This window comes from Paraburkholderia polaris (assembly GCF_012927345.1).
In the GTDB taxonomy this organism is placed as follows: Bacteria; Pseudomonadota; Gammaproteobacteria; order Burkholderiales; family Burkholderiaceae; genus Paraburkholderia; species Paraburkholderia polaris.
The window spans coordinates 21,147-44,016 of sequence record NZ_JABBGJ010000056.1 but is presented as its reverse complement, the minus strand read 5'-3'; the positions used below and the strand labels follow the sequence as shown (position 1 = coordinate 44,016).

The window sequence follows — 22,870 nt, the reverse complement described above, 5'->3', positions numbered from 1 at the left end:
CGATGATATCGACGGACGCGGATCCCGACTACGGTGAGCATCGTGGAAGCAATTCCCGGCACGGAGACGCTGCCCCCTGCAGCAGGGTATGGCTGACTTTCCGAGAGCCGTGATGAAGGTGTTACCTGCGGATGTCGGTACGGTCCCGTACCACGAGTTGCATGAGTGCGTCCCCGGCATTGAAATGTCGTGTTGTAAGCGGTTGAAAGTCCTGGCCACCCTCGCAGCCCAGGTAGTTTCCGAGCCTGTGCGGAAACATACCAGCGGCTTATGATCCATCGACAGATCGACTTTGGAGAATGATGATGGCCAGGATGAAGTCAGACGCATCGAACGGTACGACGCAAACCAGCGAGTCGGCGCTGTCCGACATGGCTAGTCACATCAAGACACTGGTGATTGACCATCTGCTGGACAGCCGCTGCGGCGCGAAACTCGTCAGGCGCCTCAGGAAAGAAAGTGATGCTGTGACGAAAAGCGGCGGTGGGACGAAGGCAGGACGCAAGAGCTTGCTGAAGACGTTTGATGCGGTCGATAAAGCGTTGCGGCAACAGGATGCGGCCCTGCTCGTCGCAGCCAACGCGGCCTTGCGCGCGGACGATGATGCAAGCATATTGAAGGAAAGAAAACACTACGCGCAGTTGGGCGCAATGCTGGATTCGTAGCGGGTCCGTGGCACACCCCGAGCCCGTTCCCGAGAATGCTTGGGTTCATCGCGGCGCCTCGCTCGCCATCGCCGATAGCAAAGTATGTTGACGACGGTCTGGAAGACGTCAATCACACGCCACAACAATGCCTTCGTCGCTGTCGAGGATCAATTCGCCCGCGATGCGGTGTCCGTCTCGTCCTTCCCGGGTCGACAACACCACGCGCCCAGCGGGGGATGTGATCGCGCCCGGCCGATCTTCCATGTTCAGCGCGACGAACAATCGTACACTGCCCAAACACCGCTCGAACGTCAGTACATGACCTTGCGCTGTGACGTTCCCGATCGACCCCGCGACGAGCGCGGGCTCGCTTCGGCGCAGCGACAACAAGCGCCGATACAGTGCCAGGATCGACCAGGACTCACCGTCCTGCGAAGCAACATTCGCTGCGGCCGCGTTACCGATCGGCAGCCAGGGCTTGCCTCGCGTGAATCCAGCTTTACCGGATGCGTCCCACTGCATGGGTGTTCGTTCCGGGTCGCGTCCTTGCCCGATACCCGGTTGGCGCAGCTCTGCGGGATCTCGCACGAGCTCGGGCTGAATTTTGCCGTCGGCCATGCCGATCTCGTCGCCGTAATACAACGTCGGGGTGCCGCGCAGCGTCAGCAGAAGCATGGCCGCGATGCGCGCCTGCGCGGCGCCGATTCTTGATGCTACGCGCGGATTGTCGTGATTGCCGAGCACCCAGTTTGGCCACGCATGCACCGGCAACGCACGCTCGTACGTCGTGATCAGTTGCGCAATATTGCTTGCCGTCCACCGGGCAGTGATCAGTTGGAAATTGAAGGGCATGTTGACGCCGTCGCCAGCGCTGCCGTAATAGCGCACGAGTTGCGGGACGGGCAGGTAAATCTCTCCGATCAATACCCGTTCGCCGTAGCTGTCCAGCGTTCTTCGCATCGACCGCACGATGTTGTGCACCTCCGGCTGATCTTCGGTATGGGTCTGCAACTGCGCGTGATGCCCGGGCTCGTCCGGACTGAACTGAGGATTCGTTGGGTTGTCGCGGAACAGGGCGTCCTTGATTAGCAACCAGAGTACATCTACCCGAAAGCCATCCACGCCTCGATCGAGCCAGAAGCGCAATACGGCGTCCATCGCTTCACATACTTCAGGGTTTCGCCAGTTGAGGTCAGGTTGTTGCGGAAGGAATGAATGGTAATAGCACTGGCCGCTCGAAGGATCCCACTCCCATGCCGACCCACCCATGCGGCTCAGCCAGTTGTTAGGTGGCCCGCCGTCGGGCGCGGGGTCCCGCCACAAATACCAGTCGCGCTTCGCATTGGCACGCGAAGCACGGCTGTCGAGAAACCAGGGATGCTGGTCAGAGGAGTGATCGGGTACGAAGTCGACCAGTACCCTGAGCCCCAGCACGTGGGCACGCTCGACCAGTCGATCAAAGTCAGAAAGCGTGCCGAATACGGGGTCGATCGCACAATAGTCGGATATGTCGTAGCCGAAGTCCGCCATCGGCGACGGATAGATCGGCGAGAGCCATATTGCATCGATTCCGAGCGTAGCAAGATACTCGAGCCGCGCAGCGATTCCAGCGAGATCCCCGACGCCATCGCCGTTTTCGTCCTGGAACGATCGCGGATACACTTGATAGATCACGCCTTTTTGCCACCAGGCTAATGTAGTCATTGCATCTCCGATCGTCGCTCCAGTCAGACCACAAGGTTCAAGACCGATGTTAAACGATCTCTGGTACAAGAACGCAATCGTGTACTGCCTGTCGGTTGGCACCTATATGGATGCTAACGGCGACGGTATCGGCGACTTCGAAGGGTTGAACCGCCGGCTCGACTATTTGCAGGGGATCGGCGTCACGACGCTCTGGCTGATGCCGTTCCAGCCGTCTCCGTGCCGCGACAACGGGTACGACATATCCGACTATTACAACGTCGATCCCCGCTATGGCACGCTCGGCGATTTCGCCGATTTCACCAACGCCTGCCGGCAGCGTGGCCTGCGCGTGATGATCGACCTGGTCGTCAATCACACGTCCGATCAACACGCGTGGTTCCAGGACGCGCGCCGCGACCCTTCGTCGAAGTATCGCGACTGGTACGTCTGGTCGAAAAAGAAACCGCTGAATGCGAAGGATGGCGTCGTTTTTCCAGGCGTTCAAAAATCAACCTGGACCTATGACAAACAGGCAGCCCTTTGGTACTTTCATCGCTTCTACTCGTTTCAGCCTGATCTGAACACCGCCAACCCCCATGTGCAGGCGGAACTGTTGAAAATCATGGGCTTCTGGATTCAACTCGGCGTGTCGGGTTTCCGGATGGATGCGGTGCCTTTCGTTATCGCGACAAAAGGCGCGAAAGTCAAAGTCCCGGTCGAGCAATACAACATGCTGCGCACTTTCCGCGAGTTCCTGCAATGGCGCAAAGGCGACGCAATCATCCTCGCCGAAGCGAATGTCCTACCCAATACCGACATGCAATATTTCGGCGACGAGGGCGAGCGGCTGCAGATGATGTTCAATTTCCAGGTCAATCAGGCCGCGTTCTACACGATGGCAAGCGCGGATACGGCGCCGCTAAAAAAGGCGCTGCTGGTCACGAAGCAGCGTCCTGCAACTGCGCAGTGGGGGGTATTCCTGCGTAACCATGACGAACTGGATCTGGGCCGCCTGACGCCCGATCAGCGCTCGGTTGTCTTCGCCGCCTTTGGACCCGCTCCCGACATGCAGCTCTACGGGCGGGGAATCCGCCGAAGGCTGGCGCCGATGCTCGACGGTGACCGCCGCCGTCTCGAACTGGCCTATAGCATGATGCTGACCTTGCCGGGCACACCGGTGTTTCGTTATGGCGACGAGATAGGCATGGGCGATGATCTGCGCCTACCGGAACGCGAATGCTGCCGGACGCCGATGCAATGGTCCACCGAGCCGCATGGTGGCTTCACGAAGCACGCCAGGCCGCTTTCGCGCGTGATTTCAGGCGGTCCCTACGGGTTTGAGCGGATCAATGTTGCGAACCAGCGACGCGATCCAGACTCATTTTTGAACTGGACCGAACGCATGATTCGCATGCGTCGTGAGATTCCGGAAATCAGTTGGGGAGACTTCGTCGTGTTGCGGGCATCGCGCAAAGAGGTGCTCGCATTGCGCTACGACTGGCGGAATAATTCGGTTGTTTGCCTGCATAACTTCAGCGCCGTGGCATGCACGGTCAAGTTCAAAACAGAATCCGGCGATTCAGCCGGCACGTTACTCGTCAACCTGCTTTCCGACGAACATAGTCAAGCCGACTCCACCGGCCGGCATACGGTCGTGCTCGAACCATTTGGCTACCGCTGGTATCGGCAGGGCGGCCTCGACTATCTGCTCAAGCGCAGCGACGTGTAGCGTGTCGCCGTGATCAATGCGTCGTTATCCTCCTCAAAGAGCAATTCGATCCAGTCCAAATCGGCGGATGAACCACATCCTTTCCAGATGTGCCAGCGTGGCATAGCTCGCCAAAATCAGCAGCAGGCCTGGCGTTCCCAGCGGGCGCAACTTCGCCTGCAATTGCCCGCTAGCGTACCGACTAAATGAGCGGCATACGCCAGACTCCTCCACGTTAAGCCGCTAGAAATTTCCCCATCCCTGCAGCTTCTTCGCGGGCCGAATGGACGCGTGCTGACTGTGTTCTCAACACACACTTGCAATACCACCATCTGAGGATAGCCCTCATGGACCCGACACACAGCATTGCGATCGAATCTGCGCCCAAACCTGCGTTGTCGACGCAAACCGGCAGCCGGAAATTGGGCCTGCCGCTTTTGACGGGTGTCGTGATCGCCTCAATGATTGGCGGTGGCGCGTTCAGTCTGCCTCAAAATATGGCGCATGGTGCCGGGCTCGCTGCCGTCATCATTGCGTGGGTCATTACGCTATGCGGCATGTTCTTTCTGTCGAACACCTTTCGCACCCTGGCGGACAAGCGACCCGAGCTGAAGGCGGGAATCTACTCGTACGCAAAAGAGGGTTTCGGCTCGCTCGCCGGATTCGAAATGGCATGGGGTTACTGGCTGTCCGCGGCGTTCGGTAACGTTGCGTTTGCGGTCCTGATCATGCAGACGATCGGTTACTTTTTCCCGATCTTCAAGGGCGGTAACAACTGGCCCTCGCTGCTCGGCGCATCTGCGCTGATCTGGATCATGAATTTCGTGGTGCTGTCCGGCGTCAAACGGGCCGCTATCCTGAATGTAATCTCGAGTGTTCTCAATGTCGGCACGATATCGGTTGCGCTGTGTGCAATGGCCGTGGCGATCAAGGCCGGGATGTTCTCGTTCGACTTCTGGGGTACGCAGCAGCATCTGGGCAGCATGCTGAGCCAGGTCAAGAGCACGATGCTGGTGACGCTGTGGGTTTTCATCGGCATCGAAGGGGCGGTGGTGGTTTCGGATCGCGCCAGCAAGACCTCGCAGGTCGGCGTCGCGACCTTTCTGGGGCTCACCGTGTGCACCGTGCTCTACTTTCTGCTGTCGGCACTGCCTTTCGGCCTGATGCATCAGGCTCAGATCGCGGGCCTCGCGACGCCATCTGCAGCGTATGTGCTGCAGGCCGCCGTAGGCGAATGGGGCGCCGTATTTATCATCGTATCGTTACTGCTTTCGCTGCTAAGTTGCTGGCTGGCGTGGACTATCCTCGTCGCCGAGTTGCCGTTCGAAGGCGCCAAGGATGGTGTATTCCCTAAATTTCTCGCGCGCGAAAACAGCCGTCACGCAGCGGCGCCATCGCTGTGGATCTCCAGCGCGACCATGCAGTTGGCGGTGTTCGTCGTGCTGTTCGCGCAGGACGCATGGACCTGGTTGATCTCGATTACGGGCGTGATGATCTTGCCGCCTTATCTCGCTAGCACTGCCTTTCTCTGGCGCTATGCCTCCCAACCGAAGTATGCGGCGAGTACCGGTGAAACATCGTGGGAATCGATATTGACAGGCGTCCTCGGCACGATCTATTCGCTATGGCTGATGTATGCCGCCGGTCTCCAGTTCCTGCTCATGTCGACCATTCTGTTCGCGCTCGGATTTCCGGTGTTCTGGTGGGCACGGCGCGAACATGCTCCTGGCGAGGCGGTGTTTGAGCGCAGGGAGATTCTCGTGGCGGGCGTGCTCGTGCTGATCGCCATTGTCGCCGTCGTCCTGTTTGCGCGCGGCCTTGTGAAGATCAGTTGAGACGGTTGTCGGGGTAGTTTGCGCCAGTCGAAGGCTCAGGCGGACGGAGTCAATAGGGAGCGGCAACGATGCTATACGATCAGATGTTCGGCTTTCTGTTTTGCTGTCCGTTGCCGGGTGGCGAATTGCATCGGTCATCGCGGTTACAGCGCATTCTCGCGGAAGTGGTGAGGCTCGGGTACCAGACCACGCTTACCGATGCAATCCCGGAAGCCAGTTCCGCGATGCGCAGCGACGCGGGGATAGGATTGGTCGCGATCGAATGGTCATTGAACGAATCGGAAAGCGACGTCGAAGGGTTCATAGGTTTCGTTCGTGAGCGTGGCCTCGATGTCCCAATCTTCATTCTGGTCGAGCGGCATCTGCTTCGGGAAATACCGGTCACCGTATTGGGACAGGTCACCGGCTACATCTTTACCGAAGAGGACACACCGGAATTCGCCGCCCGCAATCTGGTGAGTCACCTGCACATGTATGTGCAATCGCTGAAAACGCCGTTCTTCGGTGCGATGGTCGACTACGCCGAACAGGCGAACCAGATGTGGACGTGTCCCGGCCACAACGGCGGCGTCTTTTACCAGAAGAGTCCGATTGGCCGCGCGTTCGTCCAGCACATGGGCGAAGCGGTGTTTCGCAACGATATCGACAACTCCGTGACCGAACTGGGCGATCTCCTCGTCCACGAGGGACCGGCGCTCGCCGCAGAAAAGGCCGCCGCCCGGATCTTCGGCGCCGACAGAACCTATTTCGTGCTGAACGGCACCTCGACGTCGAACAAGATTGCGCTGACAGCACTCGTCGCGCCGGGCGATCTGGTGCTATTCGATCGCAACAATCACAAAGCCGCGCATCACGGCGCTCTGTTGCTGGGGGGCGGCATTCCGGTCTATTTGCAGACGCAGCGCAACGCGCACGGCATGATCGGGCCGATCGATTTCGATGCACTGGATGAAGAGCGGATCCGGGCCAGCATCCGCGATCACCCACTCATCGGCGATCGCGAGGCATGCAAGCGCAAGCGGCCGTTCCGAGTCGCCGTGATCGAGCAATGTACCTACGACGGCACTATTTACGACGCGCAACTACTCGTCAAGAAATTGGGGCCGTTATGCGATTACATCCTGTTCGACGAGGCATGGGCCGGTTTCATGAAATTCCACCCGCTCTTCAAGGGACGATTTGCGATGGGGGTCGACGGACTTGACGCCGACTCGCCCGGCATCATCGCGACGCAATCGACTCACAAGCAGCTGGCTGGGTTTTCACAGGCTTCGCAAATCCACGTGAAGGATGCGCATCTGGACGGCCAACGACGGCAGGTCAGTCACCGCCGGTTTAATGAAAGCTTCATGCAGCATTCCTCGACTTCGCCGTTCTACCCGCTGTTCGCGTCGCTTGATGTTGGGGCGCAGATGATGAAAGGCCGTTCGGGCGAGGTGCTATGGGACGACGCGATCAAACTCGGCATCGAACTACGCAAGAAAATTCGCGCGCTCCGGCACGAGTACGAGGCAACCGAGCCGCAATCTGAAAAGCAATGGTTCTTCGAACCGTTTGTGCCCGACGTGGTGGAGGCGGGTGGGCGTAACGTCCGCTGGGAGGACGTGTCTACCGACGAGCTTGCGAGTCATGCGCGGTACTGGGAACTGGCTCCTGATCAGACCTGGCATGGCTTCGCGCAACTTGCCCCCGGCTATGCGATGACCGATCCGAACAAGTTGACGCTGATGACGCCGGGATTCGACCGGCGTACCGGCGCTTACGCGGAGCATGGCGTTCCGGCGCCGGTGCTCGCGCAATTTCTGCGCGAGCGCCGCATCGTGCCGGAGAAAAACGATCTCAACAGCATCCTGTTCCTGTTGACGCCTGGCCTTGAGGCCAGCAAGGCAGGCACGCTGCTGTCGGCGCTCGTTCGCTTCAAATCGTTGCACGACGATAACGCGCCCCTCGAAGAGGTCATGCCCGATTTCGTCGCCGCACACCGGAGCCGTTATGAGGGGGTCGGTCTACGCGACCTGTGCGGTGAGATGCATCGGTTTTACCGCGAGCATAACGTCAGTCTCTTGCAGCGCGAGCAATTCCGGTCGTCGCATTTCCCGGAACCGGCCATGACGCCACAGGCAGCGATGTATGAACTCGTCCGTAACAACGTGGAGTTGTTGCCCATTACGGAAATTGGAGGTCGGATCGCCGCGACGCTCGGCCTTGTCTATCCACCAGGGATTGCGGTTGTCGTATGCGGCGAGCGTTACAGCGATCGTGCGCAGCCAATGCTCGATTATTTCAAAACTTTCGAAGAGGGAGGAAACCGCTTTCCAGGCTTCGAGAATGAACTGCAGGGTATCTACCGGAAGACTGAATCGGATGGCAGCGTGCGGCTCTATACCTACGTTCTGAGACCTGACGACCGCGAACATGAGCTGCGTTGATTCCGGACCTCAGTTTGATCCGCCGGCAACGTGGGGCAACGAGTGTCATGCGGACGCATATCTTTGACGGTCTGCGTCCGCCACGGTCTGGTCATACACCCGTCCCGGTACGGCACCGTACCGACACCCGTTGCTTAAGGTCGCATCGTGCTTATGGAGGATCCCGGCGAGATCTTCGCGGCGCGGGTCCGCCGTGACGGCGCCGAGGCGCATCGATCGCAAGGAGAAGCACCCATGGCTTTAGGCGTTCATTCAGAAGTCGGCAAGCTTCGCACGGTGATGGTGTGCCGCCCCGGACTGGCCCACCGACGACTTACGCCTGCCAATTGCGGGGCATTGCTGTTCGACGACGTAATCTGGGTCGATCGGGCGATCGAGGATCACGCGTACTTCACAACGGCGATGCGTGAGCGAGCCATCGAGGTGCTGGAGTTCGGGGATTTGCTGACCGATGTGTGCGCCGATCGCGTCGCGCGCGACTGGATTCTGGACCGCCGCATCGTCGAGGAAGAGGTCGGGACCGGCATGTCGCGGGAATTGCGTACGTGGCTCGCGGAGATGCGTCCGGCACGGCTGGCCGAATTGCTTGTAGGCGGCGTGGCGAAGGCCGAATTGCCGTTCGATGCGCGCGGTCTCTTCGGCGGATATCTCGAAGATTCCGATTTCGTCATTCAACCGCTCGTCAATCTGATCTTTCAGCGAGATCCCAGCGCGTGGATCTACGATGGGGTCGTGCTCTCGCCGATGTTCTGGCCAGCACGTAAAAAGGAGGGATTGCTGCTCGATGCGATCTACCATTTCCACCCTCGTTTCTCCGGCGCGGCCAACATGTGGTGGGGTGGCGACCTGCAACAGCATTACGGTGCCGAAACACTTGAGGGCGGCGATGTCATGTCAATAGGACAGGGCGTCGTGCTCATGGGAATGGGCGAGCGTTCCAGCCCTCAGGCCGTGACCCAATTGGCGCGTCGGCTGTTCGCCGCTAACGGGGCACGGCGGGTAATTGCGTGCCAACTGGCAAAGATGCGGACGTCGATGCATCTGGACACGATATTTTCATTCCTGGATATCGATCTTGTCAGCATCTATCCGGAGATAGCAGACCGGATTCGTTGCACCAGTCTCTATCCGGGCGATGTGCCGGGCGAAGTTCGCTATGAACGTCATGAGCAGACGTTCCTGCAAGTGGTGGCCGGCGCGCTGGGCGTGCACACGCTGCGAGTCCTGACGACCGGCGGGGACACTTACGCAGCCGAGCGTGAGCAATGGGACGACGGCAACAACGTGCTCGCGCTCGACCGCGGGGTCGTGCTTGCCTACGACCGCAATACCTACACCAATCAGAAAATGCGGGATGCGGGCGTCAACGTGATCGAAGTGCCCGGCGGCGAACTTGGACGAGGCCGCGGCGGTACGCATTGTCTGAGTTGCCCGGTCGAACGCGACCCGGTCGAACTTTAAGCCTTGGGCCGCCTGCCCAACTACGGACTCAATCATGTTCAACGTACATAATCGAAGCTACCTGACGCTGATGGAATATACGCCGCGTCAGATTCACTTTCTGCTGGATTTGTCGCGCGATCTGAAGCGGGCGAAGTATGCGGGAAATGAAAGCCAGCGTCTGAGCGGCAAGAACATCGCACTCATCTTCGAGAAGACGTCGACACGTACCCGTTGCGCGTTCGAGGTGGCCGCGCACGATCAGGGCGCGCACGTGACGTACCTGGATTCAAGCGGCTCCCAGATTGGTCATAAGGAGTCGATCAAGGACACCGCGCGCGTGCTCGGCCGAATGTTCGACGCAATCGAATACCGCGGCTTCGGTCAGGATGTCGTCGAAGAACTCGCGAAGTTCGCCGGCGTGCCGGTCTACAACGGTTTGACGGACGAGTTTCATCCGACCCAGATGCTCGCCGACGTGCTCACGATGCGTGAATTCAGCGATAAACGTTTGCACGACGTGGCATACGCTTACGTCGGCGATGCGCACAACAACACCGGCAACTCGCTGATGATCGTCGGCGCCAAGCTGGGTATGGATGTGCGGCTCTGTGCTCCGCGTCACCTGTGGCCTCAGGACGAACTGGTTGCGCAATGTCGCGCGATTGCTGCCACGACTGGTGCGCGCCTGACGTTGACCGACCTGCCTCATGAAGCGGTCAAGGGTGTCGACTTCATTTACACCGACGTCTGGGTCTCGATGGGCGAGCCGTTCGAGAAATGGGGCGAGCGCATCAAGGAATTGCTGCCGTACCAGGTCAATGCTGCGCTGCTCGCAGCTACGGGAAACCCGCGCGTCAAGTTCATGCATTGTCTGCCCGCGTTTCACGACACGCAAACAGAGCTGGGCAAGAAGATAGCCGATGAGTATGACCTTGCGAGCGGTGTGGAGGTGACCGACCAGGTGTTTGAGTCCGAGGCTTCGATCGTGTTCGAGCAGGCGGAAAACCGGCTGCATACGATCAAGGCGATTCTGGTCGCAACGCTTGACGGATAACGGAGGTTGAGATGCGCATTGTGGTCGCACTTGGCGGAAATGCTTTGCTCAGGCGTGGGGAACATCCGAGCGTCGAGGCTCAGCGCGAAAATGTGCGGCGCGCGGCTGCTCAACTGGCGAAAATCGCGAGCGGCAACAGCCTCGTGATCGTCCATGGCAACGGCCCTCAAGTGGGTCTGTTGGCATCGCAAGGCATGGGCATGCCGGAAGACGAACGCTTTCCGCTCGACGTACTGGATGCTGAGACAGAAGGTCTGATCGGGTATCTGTTAGAACTCGAGTTGCGCAACAGTCTGCTGGGCCAGCGCGTTTGTACAAGTATGCTGACCATGGTGGAAGTCAACCCCGACGATCCCGCTTTCGCGCGGCCCGACAAGCCGATCGGCGCGATGTACAGCCAGGCCGATGCGAACACTGCCACGCGTGACAAAGGCTGGACTATGGCGCTCGACGGTCCGGCATACCGCCGCGTGGTTGCGAGTCCCAAGCCCGTGGGGATGCTTCAGGTGCAGCCGGTGCGATGGTTGCTCGCGCATGGGTCGATCGTGATCTGCGCGGGAGGCGGAGGCATTCCGGTCGTCGCCGGGGCGGATGGGCACTATCGCGGAGTGGAAGCGGTTATCGACAAAGATCGCAGCGCGGCACTGCTCGCCAGAGAGATCGAGGCGGATCTGTTTGTCATTGCAACGGATGTGCGCGGTCTCTACCTTGATTGGGGCACGGTGTCACAGCGACCAGTGCGCCGCGCGAGCCCCGCGTCCCTCAGCAAGCTTGCATTTGCAGCGGGTTCGATGGGACCGAAGGTCGAAGCGGCCTGTGAGTTCACCCTGCGTACGCGCAATCGCGCGGTCATCGGTTCACTCGACGACGTAGGGAAGATGGTCGCCGGCACAGCCGGTACCTCGATAGTATTGGGTCAGGCGCAGCTCGAAGAAGGGCCAAGAGATATCGATGTCAGCAGCAATGAGACTCCGGAGCCGATCTCATGAGCGACACGGCCGTGGTCACTCCCGCACCGCCAGCTGATGAGACGGCCGTCTCCAACGCACCCGCACCAGGCGGTCTAAGTTCCGGTGAAGCTCGCCAGCGACTCGCCCAGTCCGGCCCGAACGCCATGCCTGACACGTCGGTGCACCCCTTGCGCACGGCAATCGGGAAATTCTGGTCTCCCGTGCCATGGATGCTCGAAGCGGCGATCGTTCTTCAGTTGGTGCTTGGCAAGTACGTCGAGGCGGGCATCATCGCCGGGCTGCTGGTATTCAACGCCGTGCTTGGGCTGTTTCAGGAAAGCCGTGCTCAGGCCACACTCGCGGCGCTGAAATCACGCCTTGCATTGAACGCGTCGGTCTGCCGCGACGGAACATGGTCGACCATTGCCGCCGCTGACCTCGTGCCGGGCGATGTCGTCAAACTCTCGCTCGGGGGCATCGTGGCGGCGGACATGCGTCTGCTGTCGGGCAACGCACTGCTCGATCATTCGATGCTCACCGGCGAATCGGTGCCGATCGAAGCCACGGCCGGTACGCAGACTTTTGCGGGCGCGCTGGTGCGCCGCGGCGCGGCAGTGGCGGTAGTGACGGCTACGGGCACCAAGACACGTTTCGGCCGCACTGCCGAACTGGTGCGCACCGCGCACGTGGTGAGTTCGCAGCAGAAGGCTGTGCTACTGGTCGTCCGCAATCTCGCCCTATTCAGTGGCGTTGTAATCGTGCTGCTGATCGGCGGTGCATTGTATTTGCGGATTCCGTTTGCCGACATCATCCCGCTGGTGCTCACCGCCGTGCTGGCCTCGATCCCGGTTGCGCTACCCGCCACGTTCACGTTGTCGGCCGCACTCGGCGCACGCGCGTTGGCCGCGCGCGGCGTCCTGTCGACTCGACTGACCGCCGTGGATGAAGCCGGGACCGTGGATGTACTGTGCGCCGACAAGACCGGCACGCTCACGCGCAACGCACTGACAGTGACGACGGTCTGGCCAGGCCCTGGTCTCGACAAAGGGCACGTCCTCTTACTGGCGGCGCTGGCGAGCGCGGAAGGTAGCCAGGATCCGGTCGATAGCTCAATTCGGGCGGCCGCCTCAGACGACATCAAGGCAACGGCACTGAAGGTGACCGACTTCACGCCGTTCGATCCCGCTAAGAAGATGTCCGAAGCGAGCGCCACCGATTCGAGCGGCGCCACGCTAAAAATCGTGAAGGGCGCGTTCGCGGTCGTTGCGGCACTCGCTGAGCCGTCGCCGGCAGCCGCAGCGCAGGCAAGCGAGCTGGAAGGGAAAGGCTTTCGGGTGTTGGCGGTGGCGACCGGTGCACCCTCGGCATTAAAGCTCGCCGGGCTTATCGCGCTAAGCGACCCGCCGCGCGATGACTCTGCCGCGCTTGTGACTGAATTGCATGGACTTGGCGTGCAAGTCGTGATGGTGACGGGTGACGCGCCTGCCACAGCCGCCATCGTTGCGCATGCGGTGGGACTTGACGGTGCGACCTGTCCCCCAGGCGCCATTCCAGCTGACATCCGGCCTGACGCCTATGCGGTGTTCGCGGGCGTATTGCCCGAGGACAAGTACAAACTCGTCAAGGCGTTTCAACACGGCGGCCACATTGTCGGGATGTGCGGCGACGGCGCGAACGATGCACCCGCGCTGCGTCAGGCGCAGATCGGCATTGCTGTATCAACGGCAACCGACGTCGCGAAATCGGCCGCCGGCATGGTACTTACCGAGCCGGGGCTCAGGGGTATTGTGGCGGCGGTAAAAGAAGGGCGAGTCACCTTTCAGCGCATTCAGACCTATACGCTCAATTCGATCCTCAAGAAAATCGTCACTTCGATGCTGCTCGTGATGGGTCTGGTGATGACTGGACAGGCCGTGCTAACGCCGCTTCTGATGGTGATCCTGATGATCGCGGGCGACTTCCTCGCGATGTCGTTGACCACCGACAACGTCGATCCGTCGCCCACCCCCAATGCATGGAAGATCGGCAACCTGACGCTCGCTGGCATTGCGATCGGCGTGGCATTGCTCGCGTTCTGCGGCGGTGGCCTGGCCATCGGGCACTACGTTCTGCATCTCGGGATAGATGGACTGCGCACGCTGACGTTCGTTCTTCTTGTGTTCGGCAGTCAGGCAACGCTCTACGCCATCCGTGGACGCCGGAAAATGTGGGGCCCACGTCCGAGCCTCTGGCTGATCGTTTCGTCTGTCGCCGATATCCTGATCGCTTTGATCCTTGCTGTTGGCGGAATCGCGATGGCACCGATTTCCGCCGAGGTGGCCGCCTGCGTGCTGGTGGCGGCGATTGTATTTTCGGTTGCGCTGAACGCGCTCAAGATTCCCATCTTCCGACAACTGAATATTGCCTAGTCAGTCGATGTCGTGAGTAGTTTCCGAGTCTGCCCATGCTGCTCATTGCTCATTAAGATCAAGGTGCCTGCCGCAAACTGTGCTCGCATTTGCGAGGTACTTGAAACGGTGACAATGAGGAAAGCGAAATGAAATTATCTATATTGGCAGGGTATCTGGCTGCGACGACCTGTTTGGGACTCGCCTGTTCGGTTTCTGCTGCGGCGAACTCGACAGGCACTGCCGCCGTTCACACCACTGCACCCTCCAAGGTGGTAGGTGGAGCGCAGAAATGCCTCTCGGACCTTCATACCTTCAACCTGTCGATCGCTAAAGACGGTTACTGGCTGGGTGGGTCTCGCTACGGATACGGCTCCCCCGCAAGCGCATCAGGGTATGGTTGGTACGGCTACCCCGGCGATGAATACCCGGCTGTCGCATCAGATGGCGTCAGAGATGCCCGCCCCGGTTATGAAATTCGGGCTCTGCTAGTCTCAGCAAATATTCTGGCTCGACACGGCCAGCAGCAGCAATGTGAAGCGCTCCTCACCACGAGTCGCGGAATCTACCAGAGCTACGTGAGCAGCTTGCACGGCACCGGCGCGCCGCTAGCGAGAATGAATGGTTGGGAGCAGCGCCAGATTGCTTCCGCGCAACCAGTCACCGGCCAGAATATTTCGTTCAATTCAGACCAGCTTGTCGGCACCGAGGTTCGCAACCCACAAGATGAAGCATTGGGTAGTGTTCACGACATTGTGACAAGTCCGCAGACCGGCAAGATTGCGTATCTGGTGATCGGTCGGGGCGGTGTATTCGGGATCGACGAGAAATATGTCCCGGTTCCATGGGCAGACTTCAAGGTAACGCCGAACGTCAGCCTCCTGGTTCTGACTGCAACACCCAGTGCAATGAAGGCTGCGCCGGAGGTTAGTGGCACCCAGCTCAATAATGGCGCTAACTTTAACGAGGTCAGTCAAAAGGTAGACGCGTATTGGAAGACCTCGCTCTCGAAAGCGGACCCCGAGTGAGTTCGTCGCGCCGCGGTGCCCAAAGTCTGTCCACTGAACCAGCGAGGCGGAATTCATGTCGCTTTCCCGTCACTTGCTCCGAACGGCGGAGCAACGCCTTGCCGATCTAGCGCTGGCGTGTTCCATCCGGCTTCCCGGTGGACAGCACTTCGGCGCGAGCCACCCTCGTCTCGCATTCATCGTCCGCGATATGCGTGCGCTCCTGCATCTGGCGCAGGGTGCGATCGGACGGTTAGCAGAAGATTACGTGGAAGGCCGCCTCGAAATCGAAGGCAATATGCGCGACCTGATGGCGACAGCGCCGGCCTTGTTCGGCGACGATCCCACCTGGGAGGCGGAAGGCTGGCTCCTTCGTTCAATCAATCGAGCCCAACGTAACATCTGGGAACGCAGCCATCACAGTCGCGCGCGCGATAGTGCGCAGATCCAGCGGCACTACGACGTGTCGGACGATTTCTACGCCCTGTGGCTCGACCCGAAGCGGGTTTATTCCTGCGCTTACTTCGCCCATCCGTCCATGACGCTTGCCGACGCGCAGGAGGCGAAACTCGACCAGATTTGCAAAAAACTCAGACTTCGTTGTGGCGAGCGTTTCATCGACATCGGTGCAGGCTGGGGTGGGCTCCTGCTATGGGCGGCGGAGCACTATGGCGTCGACGCTACCGGGATCACCCTGTCGAGAAATCAATACGAGTATGTCAACCGGCTGATCGAAACCAGGGGCTTGCAAGGCAGGGTGCGCATGCTTTTAATGGACTATCGCGATATCGACGAATCGAGGCCATTCGACAAGGTGGCATCCGTGGGCATGTGCGAGCACGTAGGCCGGCCTAACCTGATTCCGTACTTCGCCAAGATATACCGGGTGCTCAAGCCGGGTGGTCTTCTGATGAACCACTGTATCACCGCAGGTGGCGCAGAGCACGCGCCGCTTGACGGCGGCATGGGTGATTTCATCGAAAAATACATTTTCCCTGGCGGTCAGCTCGTGCATGTCGGCGCCATGCTGGATGCGATGACACGTGCAAATCTCGAGCCGGTGGATGCCGAGTGTTGGCGCCCGCACTATGCCTTGACGCTGTGGCACTGGGCCGACGCATTGGAGTCGAGTCTCAGCGAAGCGAGGCGCGTGCTGGGTCCAGATGCGGAACGGATCCTACGCGCTTACCGCCTGTACCTTGCCGGTTCCGCGATGGGATTCGAGAGGGGTTGGACGTCCCTGTTTCAGGTTCTTGCCTCCCGCCCCGATGGCATCGTTGAGGCACCCGACCAGCGGGCGCCTGGACTGTTTGCTACTCAAAGCGAGTATCCCTTCAATCGCACTTATATGTGCCGCGACGATAGTCAAAGGGTACCGACCAATGGTAGGCCTCACGAATTAGCGGACTTGGGAGAGGAGCAACATGAACCCGCTGACAGCACTACTTGATGCGCAGCAAATGAAGGAGGCGGATCGCCTCACGGTTGCATCCGGTATTCCCGGAGTTGCGCTGATGGAGAACGCGGGCCGACCGGTGGCGCAAGAAATCCAGAAACGCTGGGCACGTTGCCCCGTTGTCGTGTTGTGTGGACCAGGGAGCAATGGTGGTGACGGCTTCGTTGCAGCCAGGCGGCTGGCTGAGGCCGATTGGCCTGTGCGCATTGCGCTGCTTGTGCCGAGGGAGAGCTTGCACGGTGACGCGGCCTATCACGCTGGGCTCTGGCGAGGCCCGGTGGAACCAATGACGCCAGCCGCGCTGGACGGCGCCGCCCTGGTTGTCGATGCGATCTTCGGTGCGGGCCTGAGCCGCGCGCTTGAGGGGCCTGCCGCTCAGACACTGGCGGCTGCAGCGGCGCGCAAGCTGACGATCGTTGCTGTCGATGTCCCGAGCGGGTTAATGGGCGACACCGGCGCCGACGTGGGTGCAGTGCCCGCAGCGCTCACGATCACCTGCTTTCGCAAGAAGCCCGGGCATCTGCTCCAGCCGGGACGCGGGCTGTGTGGTGAACTGGTAGTGGCAGACATCGGAACGCCCGAATCGGTGTTCGAACAGGTCAGCCCGAACACGTTCGAGAACGATCCGGCGTTGTGGACTCATGCTCTGCCCGCGCTTCAGGCCGACGGAAACAAATATACGCGAGGTCACGCGCTCGTCTGGGGTGGCTACCCGACTACGGGGGCGGCCCGCATGGCCGCCCGCGCTGCGGCACGCTCGGGTGCGGGGCTGACCACTATCGCAGTGCCAGAGGTTGCGCTTTCGGTCTACGCAGCGGCGCTCACCAGCATTATGGTGAATGCGCTTGCCGCACCGGGTGATTTCGAACGCCTGCTGGCTGATCGCCGCTACTCAGGCCTGCTGATCGGACCCGGAGCGGGTGTAGGCGATGCGACCCGAACGCATACGCTCGAGATGCTCAATACTCGCCGGGCAACCGTGCTCGATGCCGACGCGTTGTCGAGTTTCCATGATGATCCCCATCTGTTGTTCGGCGCCATCGCCGGGCCGTGTGTCATGACTCCGCACGAGGGCGAATTCGTTCGTCTGTTCGACGTCGCGGGTGACAAGCTCTGCCGCGCGCGCTTTGCCGCGCGTCTGAGCGATGCCGTTGTGGTGATAAAGGGCAGCGATACGGTAATCGCCGCTCCCGATGGCCGCGCCATCGTCAATGCCAATGCGCCGGCAAGTCTTGCCACCGCTGGCGCGGGGGATGTACTAGGCGGCATCGTACTCGGACTGTTGGCTCAAGGGATGGAGCCGTTCCTTGCATCCGCTGCCGCTGTCTGGCTGCACGGCGCCGCAGCGGACGCATTTGGGCCCGGGCTGCTGGCTGAAGACCTGCCGGATCTCCTGCCTGGCGTGTTACGAGGTCTTGGCGGGCTGGTAGCGGCATAAAAAATGACAGCCCCGCCATCCTCGTGTCGACAATTGCCGAGGTATTGCGCGCGCCGACTCGCGAATACGCCCGGGTAATTTGACGCGGCGGGTTCAAAGCCGGACTGCAGTGAGTAGTTTCCGAGGCTGTTGTTCTTGTGCAGTGCGCCTAGGATGAGGCATCCCCGTAGATGAAGTGACTCGGTAACTTTGTCGAGACCAGATGCGGAAATGACTGATGAATTGTCCAGCGCCAGAATATAACGCCATTCCTGACATATTGTTAGGATCGCGAATTGAGTGACTGGTTTTGGTCTGATGTGCGCTTTCTGCCTATTGATAGGGTTCAAGCACACTTTCATTTAAAGAGAGTACCAACATGGCTTACCAAAGCGTCAACCCCAACACCGGCAAGGTCCTGAAGAGCTTCGACGAGCTCAACGACAACCAGCTTGAAGAGGCGATCTCCACCGCTGAATCGTGCTTCAATAAGTGGAAGCACACAACCTACGCACAGCGGGCAGAGATCATTTCCAAGGCCGCAGCCCTGATGCGCGCGAATGTCGATGAATTCGCCAAACTGGCGACCCTTGAAATGGGCAAACGTATCGATGAAGCGCGCGGAGAAGTGAAGTTCAGCGCAGATATCCTCGCCTACTACGCAGAACATGCGCAAACCTTCCTGGCGCCGACCAAGCTGCATCCGAAAGTCGGCGAGGCTCATATGGAAAACAGTCCGTTCGGTGTGCTTTTCTGTGTGGAGCCCTGGAATTTCCCGTATTACCAGCTTGCACGCGTCGCGGGCCCACACCTGATGGCCGGTAACGTGCTGGTGGTCAAGCATGCGGGTTGCGTGCCCCAATGCGCAATTGCATTCGAGAAGCTCCTGCTCGACGCAGGCGCGCCCGAGGGTGCCTACACCAACCTGCTTATCTCGCATGAGCAGTCCGATCGCGTCATTGACGATCCGCGTATCAAGGGTGTGGCCTTGACCGGCAGCGTCGAAGCCGGCCGAAGCATTGCCGCCCGGGCAGGGCAGAACCTCAAGAAGACTTCGATGGAGCTCGGTGGGAGCGATGCGTTCATCGTGCTCGACGACGCCGACCTCGAAAAGACAATCCCATGGGCTGTATGGGGGCGGATGTATAACGGCGGCCAAACCTGCTGCGCGGCAAAGCGGTTCATCGCGGTTGACTCGATTGCCGACAAGTTTCTTGAGAAGTTCAAGTCGGCGCTGTCCGAGTTGAAGGCGGGCGATCCGATGGACGAGAAAACGACGCACGGCCCGTTATCTACGGAAGCCGCTCTCGTGCAACTGCTCAAACAGGTTGACAGCGCGGTGGCACATGGCGCCACGCTGGTGATGGGCGGCAAGCGCATCGACCGGCCGGGTGCATTCATGGAAACCACGATCCTGACGGACATCAAGCCGGACAATCCCGCTTTCCGTGACGAATTCTTCGGCCCGGTCGTGTCGTTCTATCGCGTCAAGGATGAAGCCGCAGCCATTGCGCTGGCCAACGATTCCGACTTCGGCCTCGGTGGTTCGGTTTTCACGGCAGACGAAGCGCGCGGCAAGCGTGTAGCGAGTGGTGTCGAAACCGGGATGATGTTCATCAACAACATCGACTGGTCCGATGCGGAATTGCCGTTTGGCGGCATCAAGGATTCTGGTTACGGGCGTGAGCTCGGCAACATGGGCATCCAGGAGTTCGTCAACACAAAGCTGGTTCGCACTGCCCGCCTCGACGCTCCGGTCTGATCGTCACAGGGAAAGGTCGCCATGTATATCAACGTTGCCGTTTTGACGGAGACCCGGGCACATGAGCGCCGTGTGGCGCTTGTGCCATCCGTGATTTCGAAACTGGTCAAACTGGGAGCCCGGCTGCACATGCAGCCGGGGGCGGGCGCAGCCATTCATCTGGACGACGCTGCCTTCCCGGATGTCGCCTTCATTGCCGATCGCACGGCGCTCGTCAAAGACGCCGATGTCGTGCTCGCCGTGCAGCCTCCCGCGCTGGAAGTGGTCAGCGCGATGAAGGAGGGAGCAATTCTCGTTTCATTCATCTATGCCCACAACGAGCCGGCGCTCGTGAAGCGCCTGCTCGAAAAGAAGATCACCTGTTTCGCTATGGAGCGTGTGCCGCGAATCACGCGGGCGCAGTCCATGGACGCGCTGTCGAGCCAGTCCGCGCTCGCCGGTTACTACGCGGTGCAGCTCGGTTCGACACATCTGGCCCGCGTGGTGCCCAAGATCACCAGCGCAGCCGGTTCGATCGGACCGGCTCACGTCCTGGTGATGGGACTCGGCGTGGCAGGGCTGGAAGCTATCGCTACTGCGCACCGGCTCGGCGCGGTCGTAGAGGGCTACGACGTGCGGCCCGAGACCCAAGAGCAGGCACTCTCGCTGGGCGCGACCTTCGTCGATACGGGCATCGACGCGCGCGGCAAAGGCGGCTATGCCCGCGAGTTGACCGACGATGAGAAGTCCAAGGTGGCGGAAGTGCTGACGAAACACATCCAGAGCGCCGATCTGATCATCACAACCGCCGCGATTCCCGGCAAAGCCTCACCCGAGCTCATTAGTCACGCACAGGTCGCCGGCATGAAAGCGGGCTCCGTCATCGTCGATCTGTCAGCCGAAGGCGGTGGCAACTGCGAAGACACGCGGCCAGGCGGGACCGCACGCATCGGCAAGGTGACGATTGTGGCGCCGCTGAACGTACCCTCGCTGCTCGGTGAAGACGCAAGCGAGTTGTATGCGAAGAATCAGTACAACCTGCTGGCGCTGTTCATGAAAGACAACGTCGTCGAGATCGACTGGAGCGACGAGGTACTCGCCAAAACGGTGCTTACTCATGCAGGCGAGAACAAGGCGGATGCGAGCGACGAGGCGGCGAAGGCCGTCCCTGAAGCAAACAGGCCGCACGCGAAGGGTCCACACGCGAAGCCTGCTACGCCCGTGACTCCGACATGAATCCACCCCGACTGAGGGTATAGAAATGGACTTCCAGATCAGCATTTCCGGCTTCGTCGCGCTTTATATCTTCATGCTCGCAGCGTTTGCCGGCTGGGTGATCATCGGACGCGTGCCGGCCATCCTCCACACGCCGCTGATGTCGGGATCGAATTTCGTGCACGGCATCGTGGTGGTGGGCGGAATCTATGCGCTGCTGAACGCGAGCACGTTGCAGGAGCAGGTAATCGGTTTCGTTGCCGTGCTGCTCGGTGCGGGCAATGCCGCGGGCGGCTATGCCGTCACTGACCGCATGCTCGCCATGTTCAAGACCAGTGGCCACCCTGCAGGACACGGCGCACACGGCAAGGCCGGCACCGTTAAGTCCATCCACGTGAAGAAACATTGAGGGCGCCGTCATGTTGATCCTGGTTTCCCACATCGGCATCGGCGCGGTCGACCTCGCTGCTGCCTTCCTCTTCCTTTACGGCTTGCACCGCATGTCGTCACCGGTGACGGCCCCTTCGGGCATCTTTGTTGCCGGCATCGGCATGGCGGTCGCCGTATTGGCAAGCTTCCTGTACGCGTTCGATGTCGGTGCGGCGGCACGGCCCAACCTGCCGGTCAACCTGGGCCTGGCTGTCGTCGCTTTGGCGCTCGGCGGCGGTGTGGCCTGGTGGGGCGGCCGCAAGGTGGCGATGACCGCCATGCCGCAGATGGTGGCGATCTATAACGGCATGGGCGGCGGTGCAGCCGGCGCCATTGCCGCGGTGGAACTGTTCGGCAACAAGGCACAGGGCGCAACAGCACTCGTCATGACCTTGCTGGGCGCGCTGATCGGCGCCGTGTCGCTGTCGGGCTCGCTGATCGCCTGGGCCAAGCTCGACGGCGTGATTAACAAGCCGGTCCGCGTGAAAGGGCAGCAGGCGTTCAACGGGTTGGTCCTGCTGTTGACCGTCGCCGTGGGTGCCTACATCGTCGTCGCTCGTGCGGACAAGGCAGCGTTGATCCTGGCGATGCCGATGTGGATCTACGTGTTCTTCGCTTGCGCGCTGGCGCTGGGCATCCTGATGACGCTGCCGATTGGCGGCGCCGACATGCCGGTGGTGATTTCCATCTTCAACGCCTTCACGGGTCTCGCAGTCGGCATTGAAGGCTATGTGCTACAGAACCCAGCATTGATGATCGCGGGCATGGTAGTGGGCGCGGCCGGCATGTTGCTGACGCTGCTAATGGCCAAGGCGATGAACCGTTCCGTGAGCAATGTGATCTTCACCAACTTCGGTGACGTGGCGTCGAAGCACAAGCAGGGCAAGATCAAGGGCGAGCTCAAGCCTACCCAACCGGGCGACGCCGGCATCGCGATGCGCTATGCCGCCTCGGTGATCATCGTGCCGGGCTACGGTCTTGCTGTCTCGCAGGGGCAGGGCAAGCTCGACGAATTCGTCAAACTGCTGCAGGCGGGCGGCGTCTCGGTGAAGTTTGCGGTCCACCCGGTGGCAGGCCGCATGCCGGGCCAGATGGACGTGTTGCTGGCAGAGGCCGGTGTTCCCTACGACATGATCTTTCAGCTCGAGGATATCAACGACCAGTTCGCCACGACTGACGTGGCGCTGATAATCGGCGCCAACGACGTAGTGAACCCGGCCGCGCGCACCGACAAATCATCAGCCATCTACGGCATGCCGATCCTCAACGCCGATCACGCCAGGCAGGTGTTCGTGATCAAGCGCGGCGAAGGCAAAGGCTACGCCGGCATCGTCAATGCACTTTTCTACGCAGACAACTGCAACATGGTCTATGGCGACGCCCAGGCCGTGCTCATCAAGATGATCGAAGCGGTCCGCGGGCTCGGTTTGCCCGCCGTGGCGTAGAGCGCCCCCTTCGTCGCAACC

The 22,870-nt window shown here is 60.4% G+C and carries 16 protein-coding genes; 15 read left to right on the top strand and 1 reads right to left on the bottom strand.

Going from position 1 to position 22,870, the window contains the following annotated elements:
- The first annotated feature begins 314 nt into the window (after positions 1 to 314).
- Complete coding sequence (locus HHL24_RS37740; protein ID WP_230417738.1) at positions 315 to 665, top strand: hypothetical protein; 351 nt, start codon at positions 315 to 317, stop codon at positions 663 to 665.
- Between the two features lie 108 nt (positions 666 to 773).
- Here HHL24_RS37740 and HHL24_RS37735 read toward each other — a convergent pair whose 3' ends face one another.
- Positions 774 to 2,351 (bottom strand): alpha-amylase family glycosyl hydrolase, encoded by a 1,578-nt coding sequence (locus tag HHL24_RS37735; protein ID WP_169490399.1) that lies wholly within the window; start codon positions 2,349 to 2,351, stop codon positions 774 to 776.
- 46 nt (positions 2,352 to 2,397) lie between these two features.
- On the opposite strand from HHL24_RS37735, the gene HHL24_RS37730 reads away from it, so the two are divergent.
- The 14 genes from HHL24_RS37730 to HHL24_RS37665 all read left to right on the top strand — a co-directional run bounded on the left by HHL24_RS37730 (position 2,398) and on the right by HHL24_RS37665 (position 22,849).
- Complete coding sequence (locus tag HHL24_RS37730; protein ID WP_169490398.1) at positions 2,398 to 4,062, top strand: alpha-amylase family protein; 1,665 nt, start codon at positions 2,398 to 2,400, stop codon at positions 4,060 to 4,062.
- A gap of 326 nt (positions 4,063 to 4,388) precedes the next feature.
- Positions 4,389 to 5,876, top strand: a complete 1,488-nt coding sequence (locus HHL24_RS37725; protein WP_169490397.1) for a basic amino acid/polyamine antiporter — start codon at positions 4,389 to 4,391, stop codon at positions 5,874 to 5,876.
- 68 nt (positions 5,877 to 5,944) lie between these two features.
- A complete protein-coding gene (gene speC / locus HHL24_RS37720; RefSeq protein ID WP_169490396.1) occupies positions 5,945 to 8,305 on the top strand; it encodes an ornithine decarboxylase in 2,361 nt (786 codons plus the stop codon).
- A gap of 234 nt (positions 8,306 to 8,539) precedes the next feature.
- Positions 8,540 to 9,766, top strand: coding sequence for an arginine deiminase (locus HHL24_RS37715; RefSeq protein WP_169490395.1), 1,227 nt, complete (start codon positions 8,540 to 8,542; stop codon positions 9,764 to 9,766).
- Positions 9,767 to 9,797: 31 nt separating this feature from the next.
- Positions 9,798 to 10,802: an ornithine carbamoyltransferase gene (locus tag HHL24_RS37710; protein ID WP_169490415.1), complete on the top strand. Its 1,005-nt coding sequence runs from the start codon at positions 9,798 to 9,800 to the stop codon at positions 10,800 to 10,802.
- 11 nt (positions 10,803 to 10,813) lie between these two features.
- Positions 10,814 to 11,791 (top strand): carbamate kinase, encoded by a 978-nt coding sequence (locus tag HHL24_RS37705; protein ID WP_169490394.1) that lies wholly within the window; start codon positions 10,814 to 10,816, stop codon positions 11,789 to 11,791.
- On the top strand, positions 11,788 to 14,160 hold the full coding sequence (locus HHL24_RS37700; RefSeq protein ID WP_169490393.1) for an HAD-IC family P-type ATPase: 2,373 nt from the start codon (positions 11,788 to 11,790) through the stop codon (positions 14,158 to 14,160). The genes HHL24_RS37705 and HHL24_RS37700 overlap by 4 nt, the downstream gene beginning before the upstream one ends.
- Positions 14,161 to 14,288: 128 nt before the next feature.
- Positions 14,289 to 15,167 carry a PRC-barrel domain-containing protein gene (locus HHL24_RS37695; protein ID WP_169490392.1) on the top strand — a complete coding sequence of 293 codons (879 nt, stop codon included), beginning with the start codon at positions 14,289 to 14,291 and terminating at the stop codon, positions 15,165 to 15,167.
- Between the two features lie 55 nt (positions 15,168 to 15,222).
- Positions 15,223 to 16,596, top strand: a complete 1,374-nt coding sequence (locus tag HHL24_RS37690; protein ID WP_169490391.1) for a class I SAM-dependent methyltransferase — start codon at positions 15,223 to 15,225, stop codon at positions 16,594 to 16,596.
- Positions 16,571 to 18,040, top strand: a complete 1,470-nt coding sequence (locus HHL24_RS37685; RefSeq protein WP_169490390.1) for an NAD(P)H-hydrate dehydratase — start codon at positions 16,571 to 16,573, stop codon at positions 18,038 to 18,040. The genes HHL24_RS37690 and HHL24_RS37685 overlap by 26 nt, the downstream gene beginning before the upstream one ends.
- A 358-nt stretch (positions 18,041 to 18,398) precedes the next feature.
- Positions 18,399 to 19,781, top strand: coding sequence for an NAD-dependent succinate-semialdehyde dehydrogenase (locus HHL24_RS37680; protein ID WP_169490389.1), 1,383 nt, complete (start codon positions 18,399 to 18,401; stop codon positions 19,779 to 19,781).
- Positions 19,782 to 19,802: 21 nt separating this feature from the next.
- A complete protein-coding gene (locus tag HHL24_RS37675; RefSeq protein WP_169490388.1) occupies positions 19,803 to 20,996 on the top strand; it encodes an NAD(P) transhydrogenase subunit alpha in 1,194 nt (397 codons plus the stop codon).
- Between the two features lie 25 nt (positions 20,997 to 21,021).
- Complete coding sequence (locus HHL24_RS37670) at positions 21,022 to 21,384, top strand: NAD(P) transhydrogenase subunit alpha (RefSeq protein ID WP_169490387.1); 363 nt, start codon at positions 21,022 to 21,024, stop codon at positions 21,382 to 21,384.
- A gap of 10 nt (positions 21,385 to 21,394) precedes the next feature.
- The gene (locus tag HHL24_RS37665; RefSeq protein ID WP_169490386.1) at positions 21,395 to 22,849 is read left to right on the top strand and encodes an NAD(P)(+) transhydrogenase (Re/Si-specific) subunit beta; all 1,455 of its coding nucleotides are present in this window, start codon (positions 21,395 to 21,397) and stop codon (positions 22,847 to 22,849) included.
- Positions 22,850 to 22,870 lie beyond the last annotated feature (21 nt).